The sequence below is a fragment of the Streptomyces flavovariabilis genome (assembly GCF_000725785.1).
GTDB lineage: Bacteria > Actinomycetota > Actinomycetes > Streptomycetales > Streptomycetaceae > Streptomyces > Streptomyces hawaiiensis.
This window is the reverse complement of the sequence record NZ_JNXD01000007.1, coordinates 199,057-220,356: the sequence shown is the minus strand read 5'-3', so window position 1 is coordinate 220,356 and position 21,300 is coordinate 199,057. Positions and strand designations below refer to the sequence as shown.

Sequence of the window (21,300 nt, the reverse complement as noted above, 5' to 3'; positions counted from 1 at the left end):
ATGTCACCGACGACACCTGGGGAGCAGCAGCATGTGCGAGGACAGCCACGGCGGGCTCGGCCGGCGCGCTCTGTTCGCGACGGGAGCGGCCGCCGCGCTTACTTTGGGAAGCGTGAGCTTCGCTTCAGCGGCCGGCGGAAACCGGGAGAGCAGAACCGTGCGGGGCACGCTGCCGCCCGGCTCGCCGGATTTCGTGTACGTGCCCGTGGAGGTCCCGGCCGGTGTCCGGGAGCTCAGGGTCGCCTACACCTACGACCGGCCGTCCGTCCCGGCCGGCACCCTGGGCAACGCCCTCGACATCGGCGTCTTCGACGACCGCGGCACCGAGCTCGGCGGCCGGGGCTTTCGCGGCTGGTCGGGCGGGGCGCGCACCGAGTTCTTCGTCCGCGCCGACGACGCGACGCCCGGCTACCTGCCCGGCCCGGTGGGCGAGGGCACCTGGCACATCGCGCTCGGCCCGTACACGGTCGCCCCGCAGGGCCTGTCGTACGAGATCACCATCACGCTGACGTACGGCGGGCCGGGCGAGGCCGCCCGGCCGGTGTATCCGCCGGAGCGCGCGAAGGGCCGGGGGCGGGCCTGGTACCGGGGCGACTGCCATCTGCACTCCTGGCACTCCGACGGCCGCCGCACCCCCGCCGAGATCGGGGAACTGGCCCGGGCGGCCGGCCTGGACTTCATCAACTCCTCCGAGCACAACACGCATGCGGCGCACGCCCACTGGGCCGACGTGGCCGGGGAGGACCTGCTCGTCATGCTGGGCGAGGAGGTCACCACCCGCAACGGGCACGTCGTCGCGCTCGGCACCGACCCGGGCACCTTCGTCGACTGGCGCTACCGGGCCCGCGACAACCGTTTCGGCCGGTTCGCCCGCCAGATCCGCCGCGCCGGCGGCCTGGTCGTCCCGGCCCATCCGCACGCCACCTGTATCGGCTGCAACTGGAAGTTCGGCTTCGGCGAGGCGGACGCGATCGAGGTGTGGAACGGCCCCTACACGCCCGACGACGAGGTCGCCCTGGCCGACTGGGACAGCATGCTGGTGGCTTCCGTACGGGACGGGCGCGACTGGATCCCGGCGATGGGCAGCAGCGACGCCCACCGCTCCCCGGACGCGGTGGGCAGCCCCCAGACGGTCGTCCTCGCCGACGACCTGACCCGGGAGGCCGTCCAGGAGGGCATCCGGGCGGGGCGTTCCTACATCGCCGAGTCCGCGAGGGTCGCCCTGTCCTTCCGGGCGTCCGGCGGACGCGGCGAGCACGCGGGCATCGGCGAACGGCTCACCGTGGACCGCGACACCCCGGTCACCGTCCGCCTGGAGGTCACCGGCGCCCCGCGCTGCACGGTCCGCCTCGTCACCGACCAGGGCGTCGTCCACACCAGCGCCCCGCTGCCGGTCTCCGGCTCCGGCACGGTGGAGTGGCGGACGACACCGTCGTACGCGGCGTACGTACGGGCCGAACTGCGCCACGAGGCGGCGGCGGGGCCGCTCCCCGGGCCGCTGGCGGCGTTCACCAACCCGGTCTTCCTGGGGCGCCGCTAGGCCGTGTCCGCCAGGTCGGCGACGACCGCCGCGTGGTCGGAGGGCCACACCCCGTCGACCGGGCCGTCGCAGGCCCGCCGTACGTCCCGTACGCGGCCGAGTCCGCCGGGGCCGGGCGGGCCGACGTGGATGTAGTCGATGCGCACGCCGGGCCTGCGGGCGGGCGTCACGTGCGGGTTGGCCGGGTCCCAGGTGGCGGAGGGCGCGGCCGGGTCCGCGTACTCCCAGGCATCGACGAGGACCTGGCCGGGCACGGCCGGGGCCGTCTTGTAGCCGCCGAGGAGGCGGATCTCGTCGGAGTCGGGCCAGGCGTTGAGGTCGCCGGTGACGACGGGCGGGAACGGGGTGTCGCCGGCGTGCCGGGCGACGAATCCGGCGAGCGCGGCGGCCTGCCGGCGGCGGACTTCCGAGGCGTGCAGGGCAGAGCTGAAGTGCGCGGTGAAGAAGGGCACTTCGTGAGCGGGGGCGGCCAGGCGGGCGTAGAGGGCCAGGCGGCCGTCGTCCGTGTCGGCGGGGGCGGGCAGCGGCAGCACGTTCTGGTCGACGACCGGCCATCTGCTGAGCACGGCGTTGCCTATGCCGACCGTGGGGTCCCCGATCCGCCGCTGCCAGCGCTCCGGGGCGGGCGAGGCGCCCCAGGCGCAGTGCAGGCCCAGCTCACCGGCCAGCCACTCGGCGAGGTTCTCGCCGTCGGCCGCCCACACCTCCTGCAGTCCGACGACGTCGGGCCGCAGCTCCCGCAGGGCCGTGAGGATCGCCTTCTGCCGCGTCTGCCACGGGCCGAAGCGCCACCACAGGTTCCAGGTCACGATCCGCATCCGCAGCCACCCGCTCTCCTCGTTGCCGCGTCAGGGATCATTGAAGCAGGCACCGATGCAGAAACCGTGAGAGCCGCGTGTGAAGGAGACCCGTCGACGATGTCCCGCCGCACCGACCTGAGGTTTCGCGCGACCACGGCCTTCCAGCGCCGCCTCAACCCGCTCCTGCGCCGCCTCCCCCTCCAGACGGTCCTGGAGACGACGGGCCGCGTTTCCGGGCTGCCCCGTCAGACGCCGGTCGGCGGGCGCCGCGAGGGCGGCTCCTTCTGGCTGGTGTCGGAGTTCGGCGAACGGTCACAGTACGTGCGCAACATCAAGGCCGATCCGCGGGTGCGGGTGCGGATCCGCGGGCGGTGGCACGAGGGCACCGCGCGTCTGATGCCGCAGGACGACCCGGTGGCGCGGCTGCGGAAGCTGCCGCGGGTCAACGGCCTGGGGGTGCGGGCCCTCGGGACGAACCTGCTGACCGTACGGGTGGATCTGGACACCTGACAGGCGTCAGCCCGGCCAGACGATCGCCTGCACCTCGCTGTAGGCGTGCAGGGCGTACGAGCCGACGTCCCGGCCGACGCCGCTCCGCTTGAAGCCGCCGAAAGGCGCCTCCATGTTCCGTCCGACGGTGTTGACCCCGACGCCGCCGGCTCGCAGCCGCCGTGCCACCCGGAAGGCACGGGCCACGTTCCCCGACCAGACGTAGTCGATGAGCCCGTAGTCGGTGTCGTTGGCGAGCGCGACGCCCTCCTCCTCGTCGTCGAAGGGGAGCACGGCCACCACCGGCCCGAAGATCTCCTCGCGGGCCACGCGCATGTCGTTGGTGCAGTCGGCCAGGACGGCCGGGGCGACGTAGAAGCCGCGGGGCGGATCCGGGCGTTCGCCACCCGCCACCACCACAGCGCCCTCCTTCCGGCCCAGTTCGATGTACGACTCCACCCGGTCCCGGTGCGCCGCCGAGATCACCGGCCCGACCACGGTGTCCGGCTCGCGCGGATCCCCGACCTTCAACCGGCCCGAGTACGCCGCCAGTTGCTCCACCAGCCGGTCGTAGATCCCGCGCTGCGCCAGCACCCGCGTCGGTGCCGTGCAGATCTGCCCGCTGTAGAAGGAGAAGGTGGTGCCGATACCGGCGACGGCCGAGCCGAGGTCGGCGTCGTCGAAGACGACCGCCGCGCCCTTCCCGCCCAGCTCCATCAGCTGCCGTTTCATGTCGCGCCCGCACACCTCGGCGATGCGCTGCCCGACCGCCGTGGAGCCGGTGAAGCTGACCATGTCGACGTCCGGTGACGCCACGGCCGCCTCGCCGACCCCGGTCGACCGGCCGGACACGACGTTCACCACGCCCGGCGGGACACCCGCCGCCTCCAGCGCCTCGGCCATCCGGTAGACCGACAGCGGATCCTGCGGGGCCGGTTTCACCACGACCGTGTTGCCCATGGCCAGGGCGGGGGCGATCTTGCCGGCCGGGTTGGCCCAGGGATTGTTGTACGAGGTGACGCAGGTGACGACCCCGACGGGCTGCCGGACGGCCAGAGCGCCCAGCACACCGGCCCTGCCCATGGGCCCGGCCTCGTTGATCTGGGGCGGGATCGCCCACTCGGCGGGCTCCACGCGCGCGTAGCGCCGGAAGCGGGCGGCGGCGACGCCCACCTGCATGGCCCGGGCCGTGCCGGTGGTCGCGCCGGTCTCGGCCCGGGCCAGCGACGCGTACTCCTTCAGGCGGGCGGTGATGATCCCCGCCGCCCGCGCGAGCACCGCGGCCCGCTCCTCCGGTGGGGTGCGCGACCACGGCCCGAAGGCCTCGCGGGCCGCGGCACAGGCCGCGAGCACCTGATCCCGCGAGGCCTCCGGCGCCCATCCGACGGCCTCCTCGGTCGCCGGGTCGATCACCTCGTAGTGCCCGCCGTCCGGCTCCGCCCAGGAGCCGCCGACGAACAGCGCCTGCCGTGCCGTCACCTCGTGCTCACCGTCTCCGTGTCCCGCCCCGAGCGGAGCACCCGGCCCGGCACGGCCCCGGTCACCACGTCGTCCCGGATCGCCTCGACCCCGTTGACCCACACGGCCCGCACGCCCAGCGCCCGGGAGTCCAGGCGCGGGCTGCCGCCGGGCAGGTCGTGCACCAGGGTGGCCGGGCCGGCGTCGATCCGCTCCGGGTCGAGCAGGACCAGGTCCGCGTGCCAGCCCTCCCGGATCCGCCCCCGTTCCCGCAGCCCGAAGAGCCGGGCCGGATCGTCGGTCAGCATCTTCACGGCCTGCTCCAGACCGACCAGCTTCCGGCCCCGCAGGCAGTCCCCGAGGAACCGGGTGGTGTACGGCGCCCCGCACATCCGGTCCAGATGGGCGCCCGCGTCGGACCCGCCGAGCAGCACGTCCTCGTGCTGCCAGGTCTGAGCCCGCAGCGCCCAGGACGCCGGGTCGTTGTCGGTCGGCATCGGCCACAGCACCGTGCGCAGCCCGTCGTTGGCGCAGATCTCCACCAGGCACGCGAAGGGCTCCTGCCCGCGCTCCTCGGCGATGTCCCTGACCACGCGCCCGGTCAGCCCGGCGTTCGCCTCGCTGTAGGTGTCGCCGATGACGTACCGCCCGAAGTTCGCGAGCCGCCGGAAGACACCCGCCTCCTTGCTGTTGGCACGGCGCAGCAGCTCGGCCCGTACGTCCGCGTCCCGCAGCTTCTCGATCCGCTCGGGCACGGGCAGCCCGAGCACCGGTCCCCACCCGGGGATGAGGTTCAGCGCGCAGAACGTGCCCAGCGACATGTTCATGGGCGTGAGGATCGGCATGGTCAGCGCCACGACCCTGCCGCCGGCCTTCCGGGCCTGCTCGCTCGCCAGGAGCTGCCGGGGCACGCGCTCGGGAACGGCCGCGTCGATCGTCAGCACGTTCCAGTTCAGCGGCCGCCCCGCCACCGCGCTCATCTCCACGAACAGGTCGATCTCCGCGTCGCTGAACTGGTCCAGACAGCCCGCGACGATCGCCTCGATCTGCGTGCCCTCGCACTCCCCGACGGCCCGCGACAGCGCCAGCAGCTCGGCGGGCTGCGCATGCCGTGAGGCGACCGGCTGCCCGTCCCCGTCGGAGTGGCTGCTCGACTGGGTGGTGGACAGCCCCCAGGCCCCGGCGTCCATGGCCTCCCGCAGCAAGCGCACCATCGCGGCGAGCTGCTCCTGACTCGGCTGCCCGCCCACGGCCTGCGGCCCCATCACGTACCGCCGCAGCGCACAGTGCCCCACCATGAACCCGGCGTTGACGGCGATCCGCCCCTCCAGGGCGTCCAGGTACTCCCCGAAGGTGTGCCAGTTCCAGGGCGCCCCCTCCTCCAGCGCCACCAGCGCCATGCCCTCGACCCGGGACATCATCCGCCGGGTGTAGTCGGCGTCCCCGGGCCGGCCGGGATGCAGTGGCGCGAGCGTGAACCCGCAGTTCCCGCCCGCGACGGTGGTGACCCCGTGGTTGAGCGAGGGCGTGGCGTACGGATCCCAGAAGAGCTGGGCGTCGTAGTGGGTGTGGGGGTCGACGAAGCCGGGGGCGAGGACGAGACCGGAGGCGTCCTCGACCGACGGTGCCTCCTCGGTGACCGTCCCCACGACGGAGATACGGCCGTCCTTGATGCCGACGTCGGCGGTGCGGCCGGGCGCACCGGTCCCGTCGACGACGACCGCCCCTTTGATGACGTGATCGAGCATGACCACTCAACTCCTTGAGCTGCATGTCCTTGAGGGGTGCGGGGAGCTGCGCGATCAGCCACGACGCACCCGCACCCGCACCCGCCGACGACGCTCAGCCGATCCCCCGGAACCGCGAAGTCCGATGCACGGGATCCGTATCGATCTTGGGAATCACGTACTCCCCGACCAGCCGGATCGTCTGCAGCGTCTCCTCCTTCGGCACCCCCACCGGCAACCCGAAACTCAGCTGGTCCGCCCCGGCCCGCTCCCACCGCTCGCACTGCCGCAGCACCTCGTCCGGGTCCCCGCAGATCAGCAGCTCCTCCTCGATCAGCACCTCCACGAACTCCTCGGTGTACTCCGGCAGCGTCTCCGGCCACACCGGGAACCCCTCGGGCCGGGGGAACGTGTCGTGGTACCGGAACACCAGCGAGGGCAGGTAGTGCAGCCCTCCGCTCGCGGCGATCCGCACGGCCTCCGCATGGGTCGGCGCACAGATCGCCGTGGTCGTCACCATCACGTTGTCGTTCACGAAGGCCCCGACGGGCTCCGCGTCCACGATCGCCGTCTTGTACTGCTCCAGCACCCACTCCATGTCGGAGACCTTCTGCACGCTGAAGCCGAGCACCCCGAGCCCCTTCTTCGCGGCCATGGCGTAGGACGGCGGCGATCCGGCGGCGTACCACATGGCCGGGTGCGACGGCCCGTACGGTTTCGGCAGAACCTTCCTCGGCGGCAGCGACCAGTGCTTGCCCGTGAAGCCCTGGTACTCGTCCTGGAGCCACATCCTGGGGAACTCGGCGATGGTCTCCTCCCAGAGCTCCTTGGTGTGGTTCATGTCGGTCACGCCCGGCATGAACCCGAGGATCTCGTGCGAGCCGGCGCCCCGCCCGCTGCCGAACTCGAAGCGGTTGCCGCTGAGGTGGTCGAGCATGGCGACCTTCTCGGCGACCTTCACCGGGTGGTTGACCGGGGCGAGCGGGTTGAAGATGCCCGAGCCCAGATGGATCCGCTCGGTCGCGTGCGCCAGGTACCCGAGGAAGACGTCGTTGGCGGACAGGTGCGAGTACTCGTCCAGGAAGTGGTGCTCGGAGGCCCAGGCGTACTTGAAGCCGGATTTGTCGGCCTGGATGACGTACTCGGTCTCCTCCATCAGCGCCTTGTGCTCGGCGAGCGGGTCGGTCTCGGCCCGTTTGCCGACGTATCCCTGAACGAAGATGCCGAATTCCAAGGAGGTTCACCGCCCCACGGTCAGTTCTGACGGTACGTCAGATTTATGGCTCCGACTGTTCCACCGGCCTCCGAGAGCGTCAATACCTGATGGAGCGTCAGATGATGCTGACGCCGGCCAGCCACCCGCCGTCGATCACGAACGGCTGCCCCGTGATGTACGAGGAGTCCTCCGAGGTCAGGAACAGCGCGAGCCTGGCCACCTCCTCGGGCTGCCCGGCCCTGCCCAGCGGCACGAGCTTGCGGTACAGCCGGTCGAGACCCCGCGCCGTCTCCTCCGGGTCGGCGTCCGGGTCCAGCCGGGCCGGGTTGGACATCGCCGTGTCGATGGCCCCGGGGCAGACGGCGTTGACGCGTATCCCCCGCCCGGCCAGCTCCAGGGCGGCGACCCGGGTCAGACCGACCACGGCGTGCTTGGTCGCCGCGTAGGCACCCACCGCGGCCATGCCCGTCAGGCCGGTGCAGGAGGCGGTGTTGACGATCGTGCCCCCGTCGGCCATCTCCGGGGCGACCGCCCTGATGCCCAGGAAACAGCCCACCTGGTTGACCTGCACGACCTGCATGAACTCGTCGAGGGGTGTGTCGAGGAGGGAGTTGAAGCGCAGGATGCCGGCGTTGTTGACGAGCCCGTCGACATGACCGAACGCGTCCTTGGCGGCGGTGACGGCGGCCTGCCAGTCGTCCTCACGGCCGACGTCGAGATGGACGTACCGCGCGCCGATCTCTTTGGCCAGGGCCTCGCCCGGGTCGTCGAGCACGTCCGCCACGACGACCCGGGCCCCCTCGGCCGCGAACAGCCGGGCCTCCTGCTCGCCCTGGCCGCGTGCGGCGCCGGTGACGATGACGACCCGTCCGTCGAGCTTGCCCATGGGGACTCCTCACAGCTCGGGGGCGACCTCGGCGCCGAACGCCGCGATCTGGTCGGTGAGTTCCGTACGGCTCCGGCTGCGGAACCGCACCTGGATCTGGTGCACGCCCATCGCCCGGTACGCCCGCAGCGACTCGGCGAGCTCCTGCGGCCCACCGGTGAGGGTCCGGCGCCCCACGTCCCACCGGGGCGTCCCGGCGTACAGCGGCTCGGTGATGGCACCCACGGTGAACGGACCCCGCACACCGGCCTGTTCGCGCAGCTCCCGGATCCGCGCGATCTGCGCGGGCAGCCGGTCCCTCGGATCCCCCTGCGGCAGCCACCCGTCGCCCTTGAGGGCGGCCCGTCGCACGGCGGCGGGCGAGGAGCCGCCGACCCACAGCGGGACGGGGTCCTGCACCGGCCGGGGCCGCTGCCCGAGCCCCTCGAAGGCGTACAGCTTGCCGTGGTGCTCGGGGAACTCCTCCGGCCCGAGGGCGGCGCGCAGGGCGTCGACGCACTCGTCGAGCACGGCCCCGCGCCCGCGGAAGTCGACGCCCAGGGCCTCGAACTCCTCCTGGACGTGGCCCGCGCCGATCCCGAGGATCAGGCGACCGCTCGAAAGGTGGTCGAGCGTGGCGTACTGCTTGGCGGTGAGGAGGGGGTGCCGCAGGCCGACGATCGCGACATGGCTGAGCAGCCGGACGTGTTCGGTGGCGGCGGCGAGGAAGGCGAGCGTGGCGACGGGGTCGTACCAGACGGTGCTCATCGCGGCGGCGAGCCGGCGGGGGATGCCCACATGGTCGCAACCGGCCAGATAGTCGAACCCGGCCCGGTCGGCGGCACGGGCGATCTCCAGCAGGTCCTCCGGTCCGGCCTCCGCCTCCCACGCCTCGGCGTAGAGGGTGCTCTGCGACTGGACGGGAAGCTGCATCCCGTACCGCAGGCTCACCGTGCACCACCGCCGCCCGGCCACAGGCCGTCCGCGGTGAGCCCGAGCAGTTCGATGGCGTTGCCCCGCACGATCCGCTCCACGACCGCCGGCTCCAGGTGCCCCATCTGCGCCTCGCCGACCTCGCGGGACTTGGGCCAGGTGGAGTCGGAGTGGGGGTAGTCGGTCTCGTAGAGGACGTTGCCGACGCCGATGGAGTCGAGGTTGCGCAGGCCGAAGGCGTCGTCGAAGAAGCAGCCGTAGACGTGCTCGGCGAACAGTTCGGACGGCGGCCGGTGCACCTTGTCGGCGACACCGCCCCAGCCGCGGTTCTCCTCCCACACCACGTCGGCCCGCTCCAGGATGTACGGGATCCAGCCGATCTGCCCCTCGGCGTACATGACCTTGAGGTTCGGGAACTGCTCGAACTTGCCGCTCATCAGCCAGTCGACCATGGAGAAGCAGCAGTTGGCGTACGTGATGGTGGAGCCGACGGCGGGCGGGGCGTCCGCGGAGGTGGACGGCATGCGGCTGCTGGAGCCGATGTGCATGGCCACGACCGTGCCGGTCTCGTCGCACGCGGCGAGGAACGGATCCCAGCCGTCGGTGTGGACGGAGGGCAGCCCGAGGTACGGCGGTATCTCGGAGAAGGCGACCGCGCGGACACCGCGGGCGGCGTTGCGCCGGACCTCGGCCGCCGCCAGCTCGGCGTCCCACAGAGGGATGAGGGGCAGGGGTATGAGCCGCCCGTGCGCGTCCGGGCCGCACCACTCCTCCACCATCCAGTCGTTGTAGGCGCGTACGCAGAGCAGGCCCAGCTCGTGGTCCTTCGCCTCGGTGAAGGTCTGGCCGCAGAAGCGCGGGAACGTCGGGAAGCACAGGGCGGACTGGACGTGATTGACGTCCATGTCGGCGAGCCGCTCGGTGACGTCGTACGACCCCGGGCGCATCTGCTCGTAGGTGATCACCTCGAGCTTGATCTCATCCCTGCTGTACCCGACCGCGGTGTCGAGCCGGGTCAGGGGCCGCCGCAGATCCTCGTAGACCCACCAGTCCCCGACGGGGCCGTCGTCCCCGGGCTGCCCCATGACCGGCTTGAAGCGGCCTCCGAGGAAGGTCATTTCCTTCACGGGAGCCCGGACGATCCGCGGCCCGACGTCCCGGTACTTCCCCGGAAGCCGGTCCTGCCAGACGCTCGCGGGCTCCACGGTGTGGTCGTCCACGGAGATGATCAGCGGAAAGGTGCCGTCGTGGGTGTCCATACCGCTCACGGTAGCGCTGATCTGACGGGTCGTCAGCTATGTGCGCGGAGACCGGTTCCGGCCTTGATGGCCTGATCCACACGGTCCGGCCCGAGCGCATGCGGAGAGAGTGTGCAGACGTGGTGGACTCCCGTGCGCCGCCCTGTGATCGGTGTCTCCCACGGCTGACGTATCCGCCGTCAACAAGGCAAACTGGCGTGGTTGCTCAGGATGTCTAGGGGGACTGCATGGACGGTGTACCGGACGGTGTGCCGCGCGTACCGGAGCAGCGGCGTCCCGACTTCACGCCGGCATCGCCGGAGTCGGCGACGACGGCTGACGCGCAGAGGCCGGCGATGTCCGCGACCCTGCGCTTCAGCGTGCTCGGCCCCGTGCGCGCCTGGCGCGGTGACGAGCCGGTCGCCACCGGGTCCCCCCAACAGCGCGCCCTGCTCGCCGCCCTGCTGCTGCGCGAGGGCCGGACCGCCACGGCCGCGGAGCTGATCGACGCCCTGTGGGGCGAGGAACCGCCCTCGCAGGCACTGGCGGCGGTACGGACGTACGCCTCCCGCCTGCGCAAGGTGCTCGACCCGGGCGGCGAGGGACGCCGGTCGGGCGGCACCGGTGCCGCCGGCCCCGCTGCCCTGGTCAGCGAGTCCGGCGGTTACGCGGTCCGCGGTCTCGCCGACGGCGCCCTGGACCTCACCGTCGCCCAGGACCTGGCGACCGCGGCGGAGAAGGCCCGCTCCGCCGGCGACCTCTGCCATGCCCGCGCCACCCTGCGCCGCGCCCTCGTCCTGTGGGACGGGGAGACCCTCGCCGGAGTGCCGGGCCCCTACGCGGAGGCCCAGCGCGTGCGTCTGGAGGAGTGGCGGCTCCAGCTCCTCGAAGCGCGCCTGGACATGGACCTGGAGCAGGGCTGCCATGCCGAGGCCGTCTCGGAGCTCACGGCCCTCACCGCGGCCCATCCGCTCCGGGAACGGCTCCGCGAGCTCCTGATGCTGGCGCTCTACCGCAGCGGCCGCCAGGCCGAGGCCCTGGCCGTGTACGCCGACACCCGCCGCCTGCTCGCCGACGAACTCGGCGTGGACCCGCGCCCCGGCCTGAGCGAGCTGCAGCAGCGGATCCTCCAGGCGGACCCCGGTCTGGCGGAGCCCCCCTCCCCGGCGCCCGAGCCGGCCTCGGCCCCGGTCCGCCCGGCCCAGCTGCCGGCGACGGTCCCGGACTTCACCGGCCGTTCCGCCTTCGTACGCGAACTCGGCGGCATCCTCACCTCCGCCGAGAGCCGGGTCATGGCGGTCTCCGCCCTGGCCGGCATCGGCGGCGTCGGCAAGACGACCCTCGCGGTGCACGTGGCCCACCAGGCCCGTGCGGCGTTCCCGGACGGGCAGCTGTACGTCGACCTTCAGGGCGCGGGCGCCCGGGCGGCGGACCCGGAGACGGTCCTGGGCTCCTTCCTGCGCGCCCTCGGCACGGCCGACTCGGCGATCCCCGACTCCCTGGAGGAGCGCGCGGCCCTGTACCGCTCGGTCCTGGCCGGCCGCCGGGTGCTGGTCCTGCTGGACAACGCCCGGGACGCCGCCCAGGTGCGCCCCCTGCTGCCCGGCACGGACGGCTGCGCCGCGCTGGTCACCTCCCGGGTGCGGATGGTGGACCTGGCGGGCGCCCACCTGATCGACCTCGACGTGATGTCCCCGGACGAGGCGCTGGCGCTGTTCACGACGATCGTGGGCGAGGAGCGGGTGGCGTCCGAGCGCAAGGCCGCCCTGGACGTGGTGGCGGCCTGCGGTTTCCTGCCGCTGGCCATCCGCATCGCGGCGTCCCGCCTGGCCGCCCGCCGCACCTGGACGGTGTCGGTCCTCGCGGCGAAGCTCGCCGACGAGCGTCGCCGCCTGGACGAACTCCAGGCCGGCGACCTGGCCGTCAAGGCCACCTTCGAACTCGGCTACGGCCAGCTGGAACCCGCCCAGGCCCGCGCGTTCCGTCTGCTCGGCCTGGCGGACGGCCCCGACATCTCCCTCGCCGCCGCGGCGGCGGTCCTGGACCTCCCGGTCGAGGACACGGAGGACCTGCTGGAGTCCCTCGTGGACACCTCCCTCCTCGAATCGGCGGCCCCCGGCCGCTACCGCTTCCACGACCTGGTGCGGCTCTACGCGCGTGCCTGTGCGGAACGGGACGAACTGCCCCCGAGCGAGCGGTGGTCGGCGCTGTCCCGGCTGCTGGACTTCTATCTGGCGTCCGCGGCGGGCGTGTACGCCATCGAGCGGCCGGGCGACCGGCTCGTGGACCATCTGGAGCCCACGTCGTATCCGGGGCTGCGGTTCGGCAACCGGCACGCGGCGCAGGACTGGCTGTACGCGGAGGCCATGTGCCTCCTCGCGTGCGTACGGCAGTCCGCCGGGCAGCCGGAGACCCTCCCCCGGGCGATCGACATGCTGTGGGCCGCGCACGACCTGTCCGAGTCGGGGGCCAACTCGCGGGAGTACGAGGCGACGGCCGAGGCGCTCGTCGGCGCGGCCCGGTCGCACGGGCTCGGGCGGGCGGAAGCCCGGGCGCTGATGACGCTCGTCAACGTCCACCACGTGAGCGGCCGTTTCGAACGGGCCGAGGAAGAGGCGGAACGGGCCATCCGCCTCGCGCAGGAGTCCGACGACCTGCTCCCCGTCTGCTGGGCGCGCAACGCGCGCGGCATCATCGCGCTGTACCAGAACCGCCACACGGACGGCGAGGAGCACCTCTCCCGGGCCATCGAGCACTTCCGGGCCCTGGGGGACCGCCCGGGCGAGGCGGCCGCACTCTGCAACCTCTCCCGGATCCACCTGGCGACCGGGCGGACCCGGAGCGCGGTCGCGCTGGCCCAGGAGGGCATCGACATCTACGACGTCATGGGCAACTCCATGCGCGGGGCGAACGCCCGCTACGCCCTCGGGCTCGCCCTCACCCAGAGCGGGAAGCTGGACGAGGCGGCCGACCGGCTCCAGGAGGCGCTGGAGGTGTTCCGCGACAGCAGGCAGCGCCTCTGGGAGGGCATGAGCCTGTTCCGGCTGGCCGAGGTGGATCTCGCCGCCCGGCGTGCGGCCCGGGCGGCGGCCAATGCCGAGATGGCGCTCACGGTGCTGCGCGGGATCGGCGGGGAGTGGCGGCGGGGCAACGTCCTCACGGTCCTCGGACGCGCTCTCAGCGGCATCGGCCAGACCGGCCGGGCCCAGGTCTGCTGGCAGGAAGCCGCCGGGATCTACGAGGAGCTGGGCTCGCCGGAGGCGGCCGAGGTGCGTGCGCTGCTGTCCCCGGTGCAGGCGGCCTGAGGCGTCGTCGGGGCGTTCATCATTCGTTTATCGCCCCACGCCATCATGGACGCAGTTGATCCGTCGCGTCGGGGGGCAGACGGGTCACCGCACGGGCCTCGCTCAGACGTTCCTGGATGAGCGGCCCGGGTGGGCCCGTCCGGCCATCCTCGGGGGAGTGGCCGGACGGGCCCGCCGACCTCACTGCTTGATCCATGCCAAGGGGAGTTGACGATCATGGGCGACGAGCTCAAGCCGCAGGACCTGCACGCCACCGACGAGCCGCTCACGACCAAGGACCTGCACGCCACGGACGAGGGCGCCGTCAAGAAGCAGGACCTGCACGCCACCGAGGAGCCGCTCGAGGTCAAGGACCTGCACGCGACGTCGGAGCCCTTCAAGCCGACGAAGTAGTCCACCACCACACGGGGTTCGGCCGCGGCGGCGCGGAGGGGGAGCCGTCGCGGCCGAGGTGTGTCCGCAGGCCGGTCGGAGCGGAACGACCCGCACGGCCCCGTGGAGTGCGCAGCCGCCCCCGGCGCGCGATAGTGGGGGCCCGTAGATCACCCTTTCCAGCGCGGAGGCGGATCCCATGCCCGGCGAGCAGCCCCATCTGTACGAGACCCTCGACGAGCGGTTCCGGACGGGCCGGTGCCAGGCGGGGGACTCGCGGCTGGAGACCCTGTTCGAAGGGTGCCGGTGGGCCGAGGGGCCCGTGTACGTGCCCGCCGGGCGGTACCTGGTGTGGAGCGACATCCCCAACGACCGGCTGCTGCGGTGGGACGAGACCACGGGGGCCGTGGGGGTCTTCCGCTCCCCCGCCGGGTATCCGAACGGCAGCACCCTGGACGGGCAGGGCCGTCTCATCACCTGTGAGCAGGGCAACCGGCGGGTGACCCGGACCGAGCACGACGGGTCGGTCACGGTGATCGCCGAGCGGTTCCGGGGCAAGCGGCTCAACAGCCCGAACGACGCCGTGGTGAAGTCGGACGGGTCGATCTGGTTCTCCGACCCCGAGTTCGGGATCGCCACCGACTACGAGGGGCACCGCGCCGAGAGCGAGATCGGGGCCCGGAACGTCTACCGCGTCGACCCCGCGAGCGGCGAGGTGCGGCTGGTCGCCGACGGGTTCCAGGGGCCCAACGGGCTCGTCTTCTCGCCGGACGAACGGCAGTTGTACGTGTCCGACAGCGTCGCCAACCACATCCGTGTCTTCGACGTCCAGGAGGACGGGACGGGCCTCGCCGGCGGCGAGGTCTTCGCCGCGTGCGCGCAGGGCAACTTCGACAACATCCGGTTCGACGACGAGGGGCGGCTGTGGGCCGCCGCCCTGGCCGGGGGCGTGCACTGCTACGACCCCGACGGCACGCTCATCGGCCGCATCCTGGTGCCCGGTACCGTCGCCAACGTGCGGTTCGGCGGCGCCCGGCGCAACCGCCTGTTCATCGCCGCCGACACCACCCTGTACTCCTTGATGATGTCGGTCACCGGCACCCCGGCCCTGCCGGTCAGCCGGTGACCGGGTCGCGCAGGGCGCCCTTCACGACCTTCCCGCTCGCGTTGCGCGGCAGCCGCGCGACGAACCGGACGGTTCTCGGCACCTTGTAGTTCGCCATCTCCCTGCGGGACCAGGCGATCAGGTCGTCGGCGGTCAGCAGGGCGCCCGGGCGCCGTACGACGTAGGCCCGGCCGACCTCCCCGAGCCGGGCGTCCGGTACGCCGATCACCGCCACGTCGGCCACGTCCGGGTGAAGGCCCAGGAGCTGCTCTATCTCCGCGGGGTAGGCGTTGAAGCCGCCGACGATGAACATGTCCTTGAGGCGGTCGGTGATGCGCAGGTTGCCCGCCGCGTCCAGGACGCCGACGTCTCCGGTGCGCAGCCAGCCGTCCGGCGACAGCACGTCGGCGGTGGCCTGCTCGTCCTCGTAGTAGCCCGTCATGACGTTGAAGCCGCGCACCAGGACCTCGCCCGGCAGGCCTGGCGCCAGGGGCCGGCCCTCGGGGTCGACGACCCGTATCCGCGTGCCCGGGATGGCCCGGCCCGACGTGGCCGCGATGACCGCCGGGTCGTCGCCGCGCCGGCACATCGTGACGACGCCGCTCGCCTCGGAGAGGCCGTAGGCCGTGAGGACCGTGCCGATGCCGAGTTCGGTGCGCAGCCGCTCCACCAGACGCAGCGGCACGACCGCCGCTCCCGTCACCACCAGGCGCAGGGCCGAGAGGTCGTGGGCGTCCCGTGCGGGGTGGTCCAGGAGGGACTGGAGGAGGGTCGGGGGGCCGGGGAGCACGGAGACCCGCTCGGCGGCGATGTTGGCCAGGACGGTGTCCACGTTGAACACCGGCTGGGGGATCATCGTCGCGCCCCGCATCAGGCAGGCGATCACCCCGGCCTTGTAGCCGAAGGTGTGGAAGAAGGGGTTGACGATCAGGTAGCGGTCGCCCCGGGTGAGACCCGCCAGGTCACCCCAGATGTCGTAGGCCCGCAGCGTCTGTTCGTGGGTGATGACGGCGCCCTTGGGGCGGCCCGTCGTGCCCGACGTGAAGATGATGTCCGAGGGCCAGGACCCCCGCACGGCCGTGGCCCTCTCCCGCACGTCCCCCGGCCCCGCCCCCTCCCCGCCGGCCAGGAAGTCCTTCCAGGTCAGGAAGGACGCCGGGGCGTCGTCCGAGAGGACGACCGCGTGCTTCAGGTCCGGCAGGCCTGGCAGGGGGCCGGTACCCGGGCCGTCCCCCGCCGCCCTGCGCAGGGACGCCACGTACGACGTGCCGAGGAACGTGCCCGTCACGAACAGCAGCCGGGCGCCGCTGCGGCGCAGTACGTCCGCCGCCTCGGCGCCCTTGAAGCGGGTGTTCAGCGGCACGAGTACCGCGCCCGCCGAGACGGCGCCCAGGGCGGCGGTGATCCAGTCGAGCGTGTTCGGGGCCCAGATGCCGACCCGGTCGCCCGGCCCGATGCCGGTCGCCAGGCAGGCCGCCGCCGCGCGCTCCACGCGTGCGCCCAGTTCCGCGTAGGTGACGCGGGTCCGGCCCTCGACGACCGCCTCGACGTCCGCGTACCGCTCGGCCGCCGCCTTGACCAGGCCCGGAACGCTTTCCCATGCCGTATCCGCTCGCACAGCACGCCTCCCGACCGCATAGGAGCTGACTGTCCGTCAGATTATCTGTAATCTGACGGCCTGTCAGCGACCGTTCGGCCCCGGAGGTGCGCGCAGCATGGCAGCAGGATCGGGAGGCCTCAAGGACGCCACCGCTCTCGTCGGCATAGGCCAGACGCCCTTCGCCAAACGGCTCCAGGAAGACGAACGCACCCTCGCCTGCCGGGCCGTCCTCGCCGCTCTCGACGACGCCGGGATCGCGCCCGGCGAGGTCGACGCCCTCGCCTCCTACACCATGGAGGAGACGGACGAGGTGGAGCTGGCGAAGGCCTGCGGCTTCGGCGATCTCACGTTCTTCAGCAAAGTGGGCTTCGGGGGCGGGGGTTCGTGCGCCACCGTCGCCCATCTCGCCGCGGCCGTCGCCGCCGGGCAGGCGAGCGTCGGGGTGGCCTGGCGGTCCCGCAAGCGGGGCAGCGGACCCCGGCCCTGGACCAACACGACCGTCCAGCTCCCGACCCCGGCCCAGTGGACCCGGCCGTACGGGCTGCTGAGGCCCGCCGACGAGATCGCGATGCTCACCCGCCGCTACCTGCACGAGTACGGCGCCACCCGGGACCACCTGTTCAACGTCGCCCTGGCCTGCCGCAACCGGGCCAACCAGAACCCCTCCGCGATCATGTACGACCGGCCCCTGACCCGCGAGATGTACATGACCTCCCGCTGGATCAGCGAGCCGCTCTGCCTCTTCGACAACTGCCTGGAGACCGACGGGGCCCTGGCCTGTGTCGTGGTCTCCGCCGAGCGCGCCCGCGACTGCCGGCACAGGCCCGTCTACGTCCATTCCGCCGCCCAGTCGCTCCCCGCCCAGCACCACGGCATGGTCAACTACTGGAACGACGACCCCCTCACCGGCCCCGCCTGGAGCGCCGCCCGGCACCTGTGGAAACACTCCGACCTGGCCCCCGAGGACGTCGACGTCGCCCAGATCTACGACGCCTTCACGCCGCTGGTCCTGCTGTCCCTGGAGGGCTACGGCCTCTGCGGGCGCGGCGAGGGCGGGGCGTTCACCGAGGGCGGGGCGCTGGAGATCGGCGGGCTGCTGCCGGTGAACACCGGCGGGGGCGGGCTGTCCGAGGCCTATGTGCATGGATTCAACCTCATCAACGAGGGGGTCAGGCAGCTGCGCGGGACCAGTACCGCACAGGTGCCGGGAGCCTCCGCCTGTCTGGTCACCGCCGGGGAAGGGGTCCCGACCTCCGCCCTGCTGCTGAGGAGTTGAGGAGCCGCTCATGCTGCGTCCCGTCCCCGACACCGACGGCGCCCCCTTCTGGGAGTACGCCGCGCAGGGTGAACTCCGCGTCCAGGCCTGCGCCGGCTGCGGCGAGCTCCGCTTCCCGCCCCGGCCCTGCTGCCCGCACTGCCAGTCCTTCGCCGCCGAGTGGCGGCCGATGTCCGGCCGGGGCCGGATCTGGTCGTACGTCGTCGCCCATCCGCCGCTGCTGCCCGACTACGCCGCGCAGGCGCCGTACAACGTGGTCGTCGTCGAGCTGGACGAAGCGCCTCGCATCCGGCTGGTGGGCAACCTGGTCACCGGGGCCGGGCAGCCCCTCGGGGCCTTCCCGCCGGAGAGCATCCGCATCGGGGCCCGGGTGCGGGCCGTCTTCCACGACGGTCTTCCCCAGTGGGTTCCGGAGCGGTCATGAGCAGCGTCCTCGTGCGGGCCGACCGGGACAGCGGGGTCGCCGTCGTGACACTGAACCGGCCCGAGCGGCTCAACGCCGTCGACCTCGCCATGGCCGACGAACTCGCCTCCACCTGGGGCGAGCTGCGGTTCGACGACTCCGTGCGGGCGATCGTCCTCACCGGGACCGGCGAGCGCGCCTTCTGCACCGGCATCGACCGGGACGCCGTCGTGCCGCAGCCGAACTCGCCGTACGCGCAGGACGATCCGCTGCTCGGCATCGGGCCGAAGGCGAACGACCTGTGGAAGCCGGTCGTCGCCGCCGTGCACGGCATGGCCTGCGGAGGGGCCTTCTATCTGCTCGGCGAGGCGGAGTTCGTCGTCGCGGACACCACCGCCTCCTTCTTCGACCCGCACACCACCTACGGCATGGTCAGCGCCTACGAGACCGTCCTGATGGCGCAGCGCATGCCGTACGGGGAGGTCGCGCGCATGGCGTTGATGGGCACGGCAGAACGGATCTCGGCACGACGCGCGTACCAGGTCGGGCTGGTGTCGGAACTCGTGGCGGACGGCGAGGCGCCGGCGGCGGCGACCGCGTGCGCCGCCGTCCTCGCCGGGTATCCGACCGAGGCGGTGCAGGGGACCGTGCGCGCCCTGTGGGCCGCGAGCGAGGCGGGGCGGGCGCAGGGGGTCGCGCAGGCGCCGCATCTCATCGCACTCGGGAACGCGACGGGCGAGCGGCAGGCCCGGCTGTTCGCGGGGCGGTCGCGGGAGTACCGGTTGCGCGATTGACGTGCTCCCTGGCCTGAAGCCCAGGGATTCCGGCCTGAGTTGTGTGACCCTTCCGGGGGCTTCCTGCTTCACCGCGCTGTGCGGGCACGCGTGCCCGTCTTACCGGCGCTCCACAGGCGTTTGACGTCTCCGCCCGTCCGGCGGCGACGATACGGCGTCCTTCGAAGAGGACGTTGCGGGCTGCGTTGTGGTCACGGTCGTGCACCGTGCCGCATCCGCTGCACGTCCACTTGCGGACGTGCAGGGCTTGGGGCCGTCCCGGAATCCGCAGGCCGAGCAGATCTGTTGCCGCTCGCGGCTAAAGATCAGATCCAACCGCAAATTCCGCGCGATGCGAACAAGTGTGTTCGAGTCAGCCCTCACACCGGCGCCGAGCCACAGACCTTGCGCTTGATCTCTCGCAGCGCGTCAGTTTTCTCGCTTCTCAAGGGGTCTCCGCTCGCCGAATACGGCCGGGGCACCTCCCGGCCGAAGGCTGGGGGAGAGATGGACTCATCCCCGGCATGAGCGCCGGGACCTCTTGTAAAAGTCTCAGCAAAAGTCGTTTCCTCATACATGCGTATGCTCGTGGGGTGGTTGAGCATCGGATGATCGACGTCAATGGCATACAGCTGCACATCGCGGAGCAGGGCGAGGGCCCGCTCGTGGTGCTGCTGCACGGATTCCCGGAGTCCTGGCACTCCTGGCGGCACCAGTTCGGTCCGCTGGCCGAGGCCGGTTTCCGGGTGGTCGCTCCCGACCAGCGCGGGTACGGCGGCAGCGACCGCCCCGAGGACGTGGCCGCGTACAGCATCCTCCACCTGGTGGGGGACGTGGTCGGACTGATCCACGCACTGGGCGAGGAGCAGGCGTTCGTCGTCGGGCACGACTGGGGCGCGCCGGTGGCCTGGCACACCGCGCTGCTGCGGCCGGACGTGGTGCGCGGGGTGGCCGGACTGAGCGTGCCGCCGCCGTTCCGTGGGGACCGGCCTCCGCTGGAGACCATGCGGGAGCGATTCGAGGGCCGCTTCTACTGGAACTACTTCAGCCTGCCCGGCGCCGCGGACGCCGAGTTCGCCGCCGACACCCGCACGACCCTGCGCAAACTGCTGTACTCCGCCTCCGGTGACGCGCCGGACGCCGGGCGTCCCGAGCAGGCCCTGGTCGACGACCTGGAGCGCGGCTGGCTGGCGGACGCGCCCAACCCCGAGGTGCTGCCCGAGTGGCTCACCGAGGAGGACCTCGACGTGCTCGCCGAGAGCTTCGAACCGGGCTTCACCGGCGCCCTCAACTGGTACCGCAACCTGGACCGCAACTGGGAGCTGACCGCCCCCTGGCAGGGCGCGGTGGTGTCCCCGCCCGCGCTGTACGTGTACGGCGACCGGGACCTGGTCCCGGCCTTCCCGGGCACACCCGAACTGATCGAGCGGCTGCCCGAGTTGATGCCGAACCTGCGCAAGCCGCTGGTGCTGCCGGGCTGCGGCCACTGGACGCAGCAGGAGCGGCCCACCGAGGTGAACGAGGCGCTGATCGGCTTCCTGACGGAGCTGCGGGACTGAGACCCGGTCCCGTCAGTCGTCGACGAGGGCCTGGCCGTCGACCTCGCAGTGGTCGACCGACTCCACCAGGCCCGCGCCGCCGCCCACCCGGACGCCGACGGTGGCCGTGCCGTTCGCGGGGACGGTGACGTCGCCGTACCGGTCGACGACGGTGATGCCCTGGGCGTCCTCGAAGGTGACCGAGACGGAGAAGGCGGCCTTGCGGCCGTTGGGGTTCCTGACCTCGACGGTCGCGTAGGGGGCCGCCGGGGTGGCGCAGCTGATCAGCCTGGCGGTGCCGTCCTTCAGGGCCTTGCCGCTGCCGGAGCCGGAGGAGGAGGTCGGCGTGGAGCCGTAGTTCGGCCTGCGGGTGTACGAGCCGCCGCCGCTGCTTCCGTGGTCATCGTCGTCGGAGCCGTACGAGCCGCCGCTCGAGCCGTACGAGCCACCGCTCGACGTCGACGTCCTCGAACTGTCGTGGTCCTGGCTGGAGCTGCTGCACCCGCCGCCGCCCGAGCCGCTGCCGCCGTGACTGCCGCCGCGGCCCCGGCCGGACGAGAAACCGGTCAGTGCCAGTACCACCAGGACCAGCACCGCCGTGAACCTGAGCTTGCGCCCCCGTATCTGCATGCCGGACAGCGTAGTGATCACCTGTCACGGGC

Annotated in this window: 18 protein-coding genes and 1 pseudogene; 9 read left to right on the top strand and 10 right to left on the bottom strand. The window is 72.5% G+C overall.

What is annotated here, in order from left to right; all coding sequences use genetic code 11:
- Positions 1-31: 31 nt before the first annotated feature.
- The gene (locus IO24_RS0115550) at positions 32-1,540 is read left to right on the top strand and encodes a CehA/McbA family metallohydrolase (protein WP_031136111.1); all 1,509 of its coding nucleotides are present in this window, start codon (positions 32-34) and stop codon (positions 1,538-1,540) included.
- Here the strand turns inward: IO24_RS0115550 and IO24_RS0115545 are convergent.
- Positions 1,537-2,358 carry an endonuclease/exonuclease/phosphatase family protein gene (locus tag IO24_RS0115545; protein ID WP_031136109.1) on the bottom strand — a complete coding sequence of 274 codons (822 nt, stop codon included), beginning with the start codon at positions 2,356-2,358 and terminating at the stop codon, positions 1,537-1,539. The two genes, IO24_RS0115550 and IO24_RS0115545, sit on opposite strands and share 4 nt — an antisense overlap.
- Before the next feature lie 99 nt (positions 2,359-2,457).
- Here IO24_RS0115545 and IO24_RS0115540 point away from each other — a divergent pair, with 99 nt between their 5' ends.
- Positions 2,458-2,850 (top strand): nitroreductase/quinone reductase family protein, encoded by a 393-nt coding sequence (locus IO24_RS0115540; protein ID WP_031136107.1) that lies wholly within the window; start codon positions 2,458-2,460, stop codon positions 2,848-2,850.
- Positions 2,851-2,856: 6 nt separating this feature from the next.
- On the opposite strand, the gene IO24_RS0115535 is transcribed toward IO24_RS0115540, so the two are convergent.
- The 6 genes from IO24_RS0115535 to IO24_RS0115510 all read right to left on the bottom strand — a co-directional run bounded on the left by IO24_RS0115535 (position 2,857) and on the right by IO24_RS0115510 (position 10,287).
- A complete protein-coding gene (locus tag IO24_RS0115535) occupies positions 2,857-4,308 on the bottom strand; it encodes an aldehyde dehydrogenase family protein (RefSeq protein ID WP_031136105.1) in 1,452 nt (483 codons plus the stop codon).
- Positions 4,305-6,035, bottom strand: coding sequence for an N-acyl-D-amino-acid deacylase family protein (locus tag IO24_RS0115530; RefSeq protein ID WP_031136103.1), 1,731 nt, complete (start codon positions 6,033-6,035; stop codon positions 4,305-4,307). The genes IO24_RS0115535 and IO24_RS0115530 overlap by 4 nt, the downstream gene beginning before the upstream one ends.
- Before the next feature lie 94 nt (positions 6,036-6,129).
- The gene (locus IO24_RS0115525; protein WP_031136101.1) at positions 6,130-7,248 is read right to left on the bottom strand and encodes an LLM class flavin-dependent oxidoreductase; all 1,119 of its coding nucleotides are present in this window, start codon (positions 7,246-7,248) and stop codon (positions 6,130-6,132) included.
- A gap of 97 nt (positions 7,249-7,345) precedes the next feature.
- Complete coding sequence (locus IO24_RS0115520) at positions 7,346-8,116, bottom strand: SDR family NAD(P)-dependent oxidoreductase (protein ID WP_031136100.1); 771 nt, start codon at positions 8,114-8,116, stop codon at positions 7,346-7,348.
- Between the two features lie 9 nt (positions 8,117-8,125).
- Positions 8,126-9,028: a TIGR03619 family F420-dependent LLM class oxidoreductase gene (locus tag IO24_RS0115515; protein WP_045296199.1), complete on the bottom strand. Its 903-nt coding sequence runs from the start codon at positions 9,026-9,028 to the stop codon at positions 8,126-8,128.
- 14 nt (positions 9,029-9,042) lie between these two features.
- A complete protein-coding gene (locus tag IO24_RS0115510; protein ID WP_031136096.1) occupies positions 9,043-10,287 on the bottom strand; it encodes an amidohydrolase family protein in 1,245 nt (414 codons plus the stop codon).
- A gap of 227 nt (positions 10,288-10,514) precedes the next feature.
- On the opposite strand from IO24_RS0115510, the gene afsR reads away from it, so the two are divergent.
- The 3 genes from afsR (at position 10,515) to IO24_RS0115495 (ending at position 15,069) form a co-directional block, all read left to right on the top strand.
- On the top strand, positions 10,515-13,571 hold the full coding sequence (afsR, locus tag IO24_RS0115505; protein WP_031136094.1) for an SARP-family global regulator AfsR: 3,057 nt from the start codon (positions 10,515-10,517) through the stop codon (positions 13,569-13,571).
- Positions 13,572-13,787: 216 nt separating this feature from the next.
- Positions 13,788-13,964 (top strand): hypothetical protein, encoded by a 177-nt coding sequence (locus IO24_RS45650; RefSeq protein WP_167551613.1) that lies wholly within the window; start codon positions 13,788-13,790, stop codon positions 13,962-13,964.
- A 178-nt stretch (positions 13,965-14,142) separates the two neighbouring features.
- Positions 14,143-15,069: an SMP-30/gluconolactonase/LRE family protein gene (locus IO24_RS0115495; protein ID WP_031136092.1), complete on the top strand. Its 927-nt coding sequence runs from the start codon at positions 14,143-14,145 to the stop codon at positions 15,067-15,069.
- Here IO24_RS0115495 and IO24_RS0115490 read toward each other — a convergent pair.
- A complete protein-coding gene (locus tag IO24_RS0115490) occupies positions 15,059-16,666 on the bottom strand; it encodes a FadD3 family acyl-CoA ligase (protein ID WP_031136091.1) in 1,608 nt (535 codons plus the stop codon). The two genes, IO24_RS0115495 and IO24_RS0115490, sit on opposite strands and share 11 nt — an antisense overlap.
- A gap of 97 nt (positions 16,667-16,763) precedes the next feature.
- Here IO24_RS0115490 and IO24_RS0115485 point away from each other — a divergent pair, with 97 nt between their 5' ends.
- Genes IO24_RS0115485 through IO24_RS0115475 form a run of 3 tightly spaced genes read left to right on the top strand, consistent with a single transcriptional unit; the run spans position 16,764 to position 19,121 of the window.
- Positions 16,764-17,924 (top strand): lipid-transfer protein, encoded by a 1,161-nt coding sequence (locus tag IO24_RS0115485; protein ID WP_031136089.1) that lies wholly within the window; start codon positions 16,764-16,766, stop codon positions 17,922-17,924.
- A gap of 10 nt (positions 17,925-17,934) precedes the next feature.
- Complete coding sequence (locus IO24_RS0115480) at positions 17,935-18,348, top strand: Zn-ribbon domain-containing OB-fold protein (protein ID WP_031136087.1); 414 nt, start codon at positions 17,935-17,937, stop codon at positions 18,346-18,348.
- Entirely contained in the window at positions 18,345-19,121 is a 777-nt protein-coding gene (locus IO24_RS0115475; RefSeq protein WP_031136085.1) for an enoyl-CoA hydratase/isomerase family protein, read from the top strand. The genes IO24_RS0115480 and IO24_RS0115475 overlap by 4 nt, the downstream gene beginning before the upstream one ends.
- Here the strand turns inward: IO24_RS0115475 and IO24_RS45965 are convergent.
- Positions 19,039-19,406: pseudogene (locus IO24_RS45965) on the bottom strand (zinc ribbon domain-containing protein); the annotation flags it as partial. The gene IO24_RS0115475 and the pseudogene IO24_RS45965 overlap by 83 nt on opposite strands.
- 302 nt (positions 19,407-19,708) lie before the next feature.
- On the opposite strand from IO24_RS45965, the gene IO24_RS0115470 reads away from it, so the two are divergent.
- Complete coding sequence (locus tag IO24_RS0115470; protein ID WP_031136083.1) at positions 19,709-20,659, top strand: alpha/beta fold hydrolase; 951 nt, start codon at positions 19,709-19,711, stop codon at positions 20,657-20,659.
- 12 nt (positions 20,660-20,671) lie between these two features.
- Here IO24_RS0115470 and IO24_RS0115465 read toward each other — a convergent pair whose 3' ends face one another.
- Positions 20,672-21,268, bottom strand: coding sequence for a hypothetical protein (locus tag IO24_RS0115465; protein WP_031136081.1), 597 nt, complete (start codon positions 21,266-21,268; stop codon positions 20,672-20,674).
- Positions 21,269-21,300: the final 32 nt, after the last annotated feature.

Coding starts and splice junctions, on each gene's coding strand:
- IO24_RS0115550 (WP_031136111.1), top strand. CDS start 32: ATGTGCGAGGACAGCCACGGCGGGCTCGGCCGGCGCGCTCTGTTCGCG.
- IO24_RS0115545 (WP_031136109.1), bottom strand. CDS start 2,358: ATGCGGATCGTGACCTGGAACCTGTGGTGGCGCTTCGGCCCGTGGCAG.
- IO24_RS0115540 (WP_031136107.1), top strand. CDS start 2,458: ATGTCCCGCCGCACCGACCTGAGGTTTCGCGCGACCACGGCCTTCCAG.
- IO24_RS0115530 (WP_031136103.1), bottom strand. CDS start 6,035: ATGCTCGATCACGTCATCAAAGGGGCGGTCGTCGTCGACGGGACCGGT.
- IO24_RS0115520 (WP_031136100.1), bottom strand. CDS start 8,116: ATGGGCAAGCTCGACGGACGGGTCGTCATCGTCACCGGCGCCGCACGC.
- IO24_RS0115515 (WP_045296199.1), bottom strand. CDS start 9,028: ATGCAGCTTCCCGTCCAGTCGCAGAGCACCCTCTACGCCGAGGCGTGG.
- IO24_RS0115510 (WP_031136096.1), bottom strand. CDS start 10,287: ATGGACACCCACGACGGCACCTTTCCGCTGATCATCTCCGTGGACGAC.
- afsR (WP_031136094.1), top strand. CDS start 10,515: ATGGACGGTGTACCGGACGGTGTGCCGCGCGTACCGGAGCAGCGGCGT.
- IO24_RS45650 (WP_167551613.1), top strand. CDS start 13,788: ATGGGCGACGAGCTCAAGCCGCAGGACCTGCACGCCACCGACGAGCCG.
- IO24_RS0115495 (WP_031136092.1), top strand. CDS start 14,143: ATGCCCGGCGAGCAGCCCCATCTGTACGAGACCCTCGACGAGCGGTTC.
- IO24_RS0115485 (WP_031136089.1), top strand. CDS start 16,764: ATGGCAGCAGGATCGGGAGGCCTCAAGGACGCCACCGCTCTCGTCGGC.
- IO24_RS0115480 (WP_031136087.1), top strand. CDS start 17,935: ATGCTGCGTCCCGTCCCCGACACCGACGGCGCCCCCTTCTGGGAGTAC.
- IO24_RS0115475 (WP_031136085.1), top strand. CDS start 18,345: ATGAGCAGCGTCCTCGTGCGGGCCGACCGGGACAGCGGGGTCGCCGTC.
- IO24_RS0115470 (WP_031136083.1), top strand. CDS start 19,709: ATGATCGACGTCAATGGCATACAGCTGCACATCGCGGAGCAGGGCGAG.
- IO24_RS0115465 (WP_031136081.1), bottom strand. CDS start 21,268: ATGCAGATACGGGGGCGCAAGCTCAGGTTCACGGCGGTGCTGGTCCTG.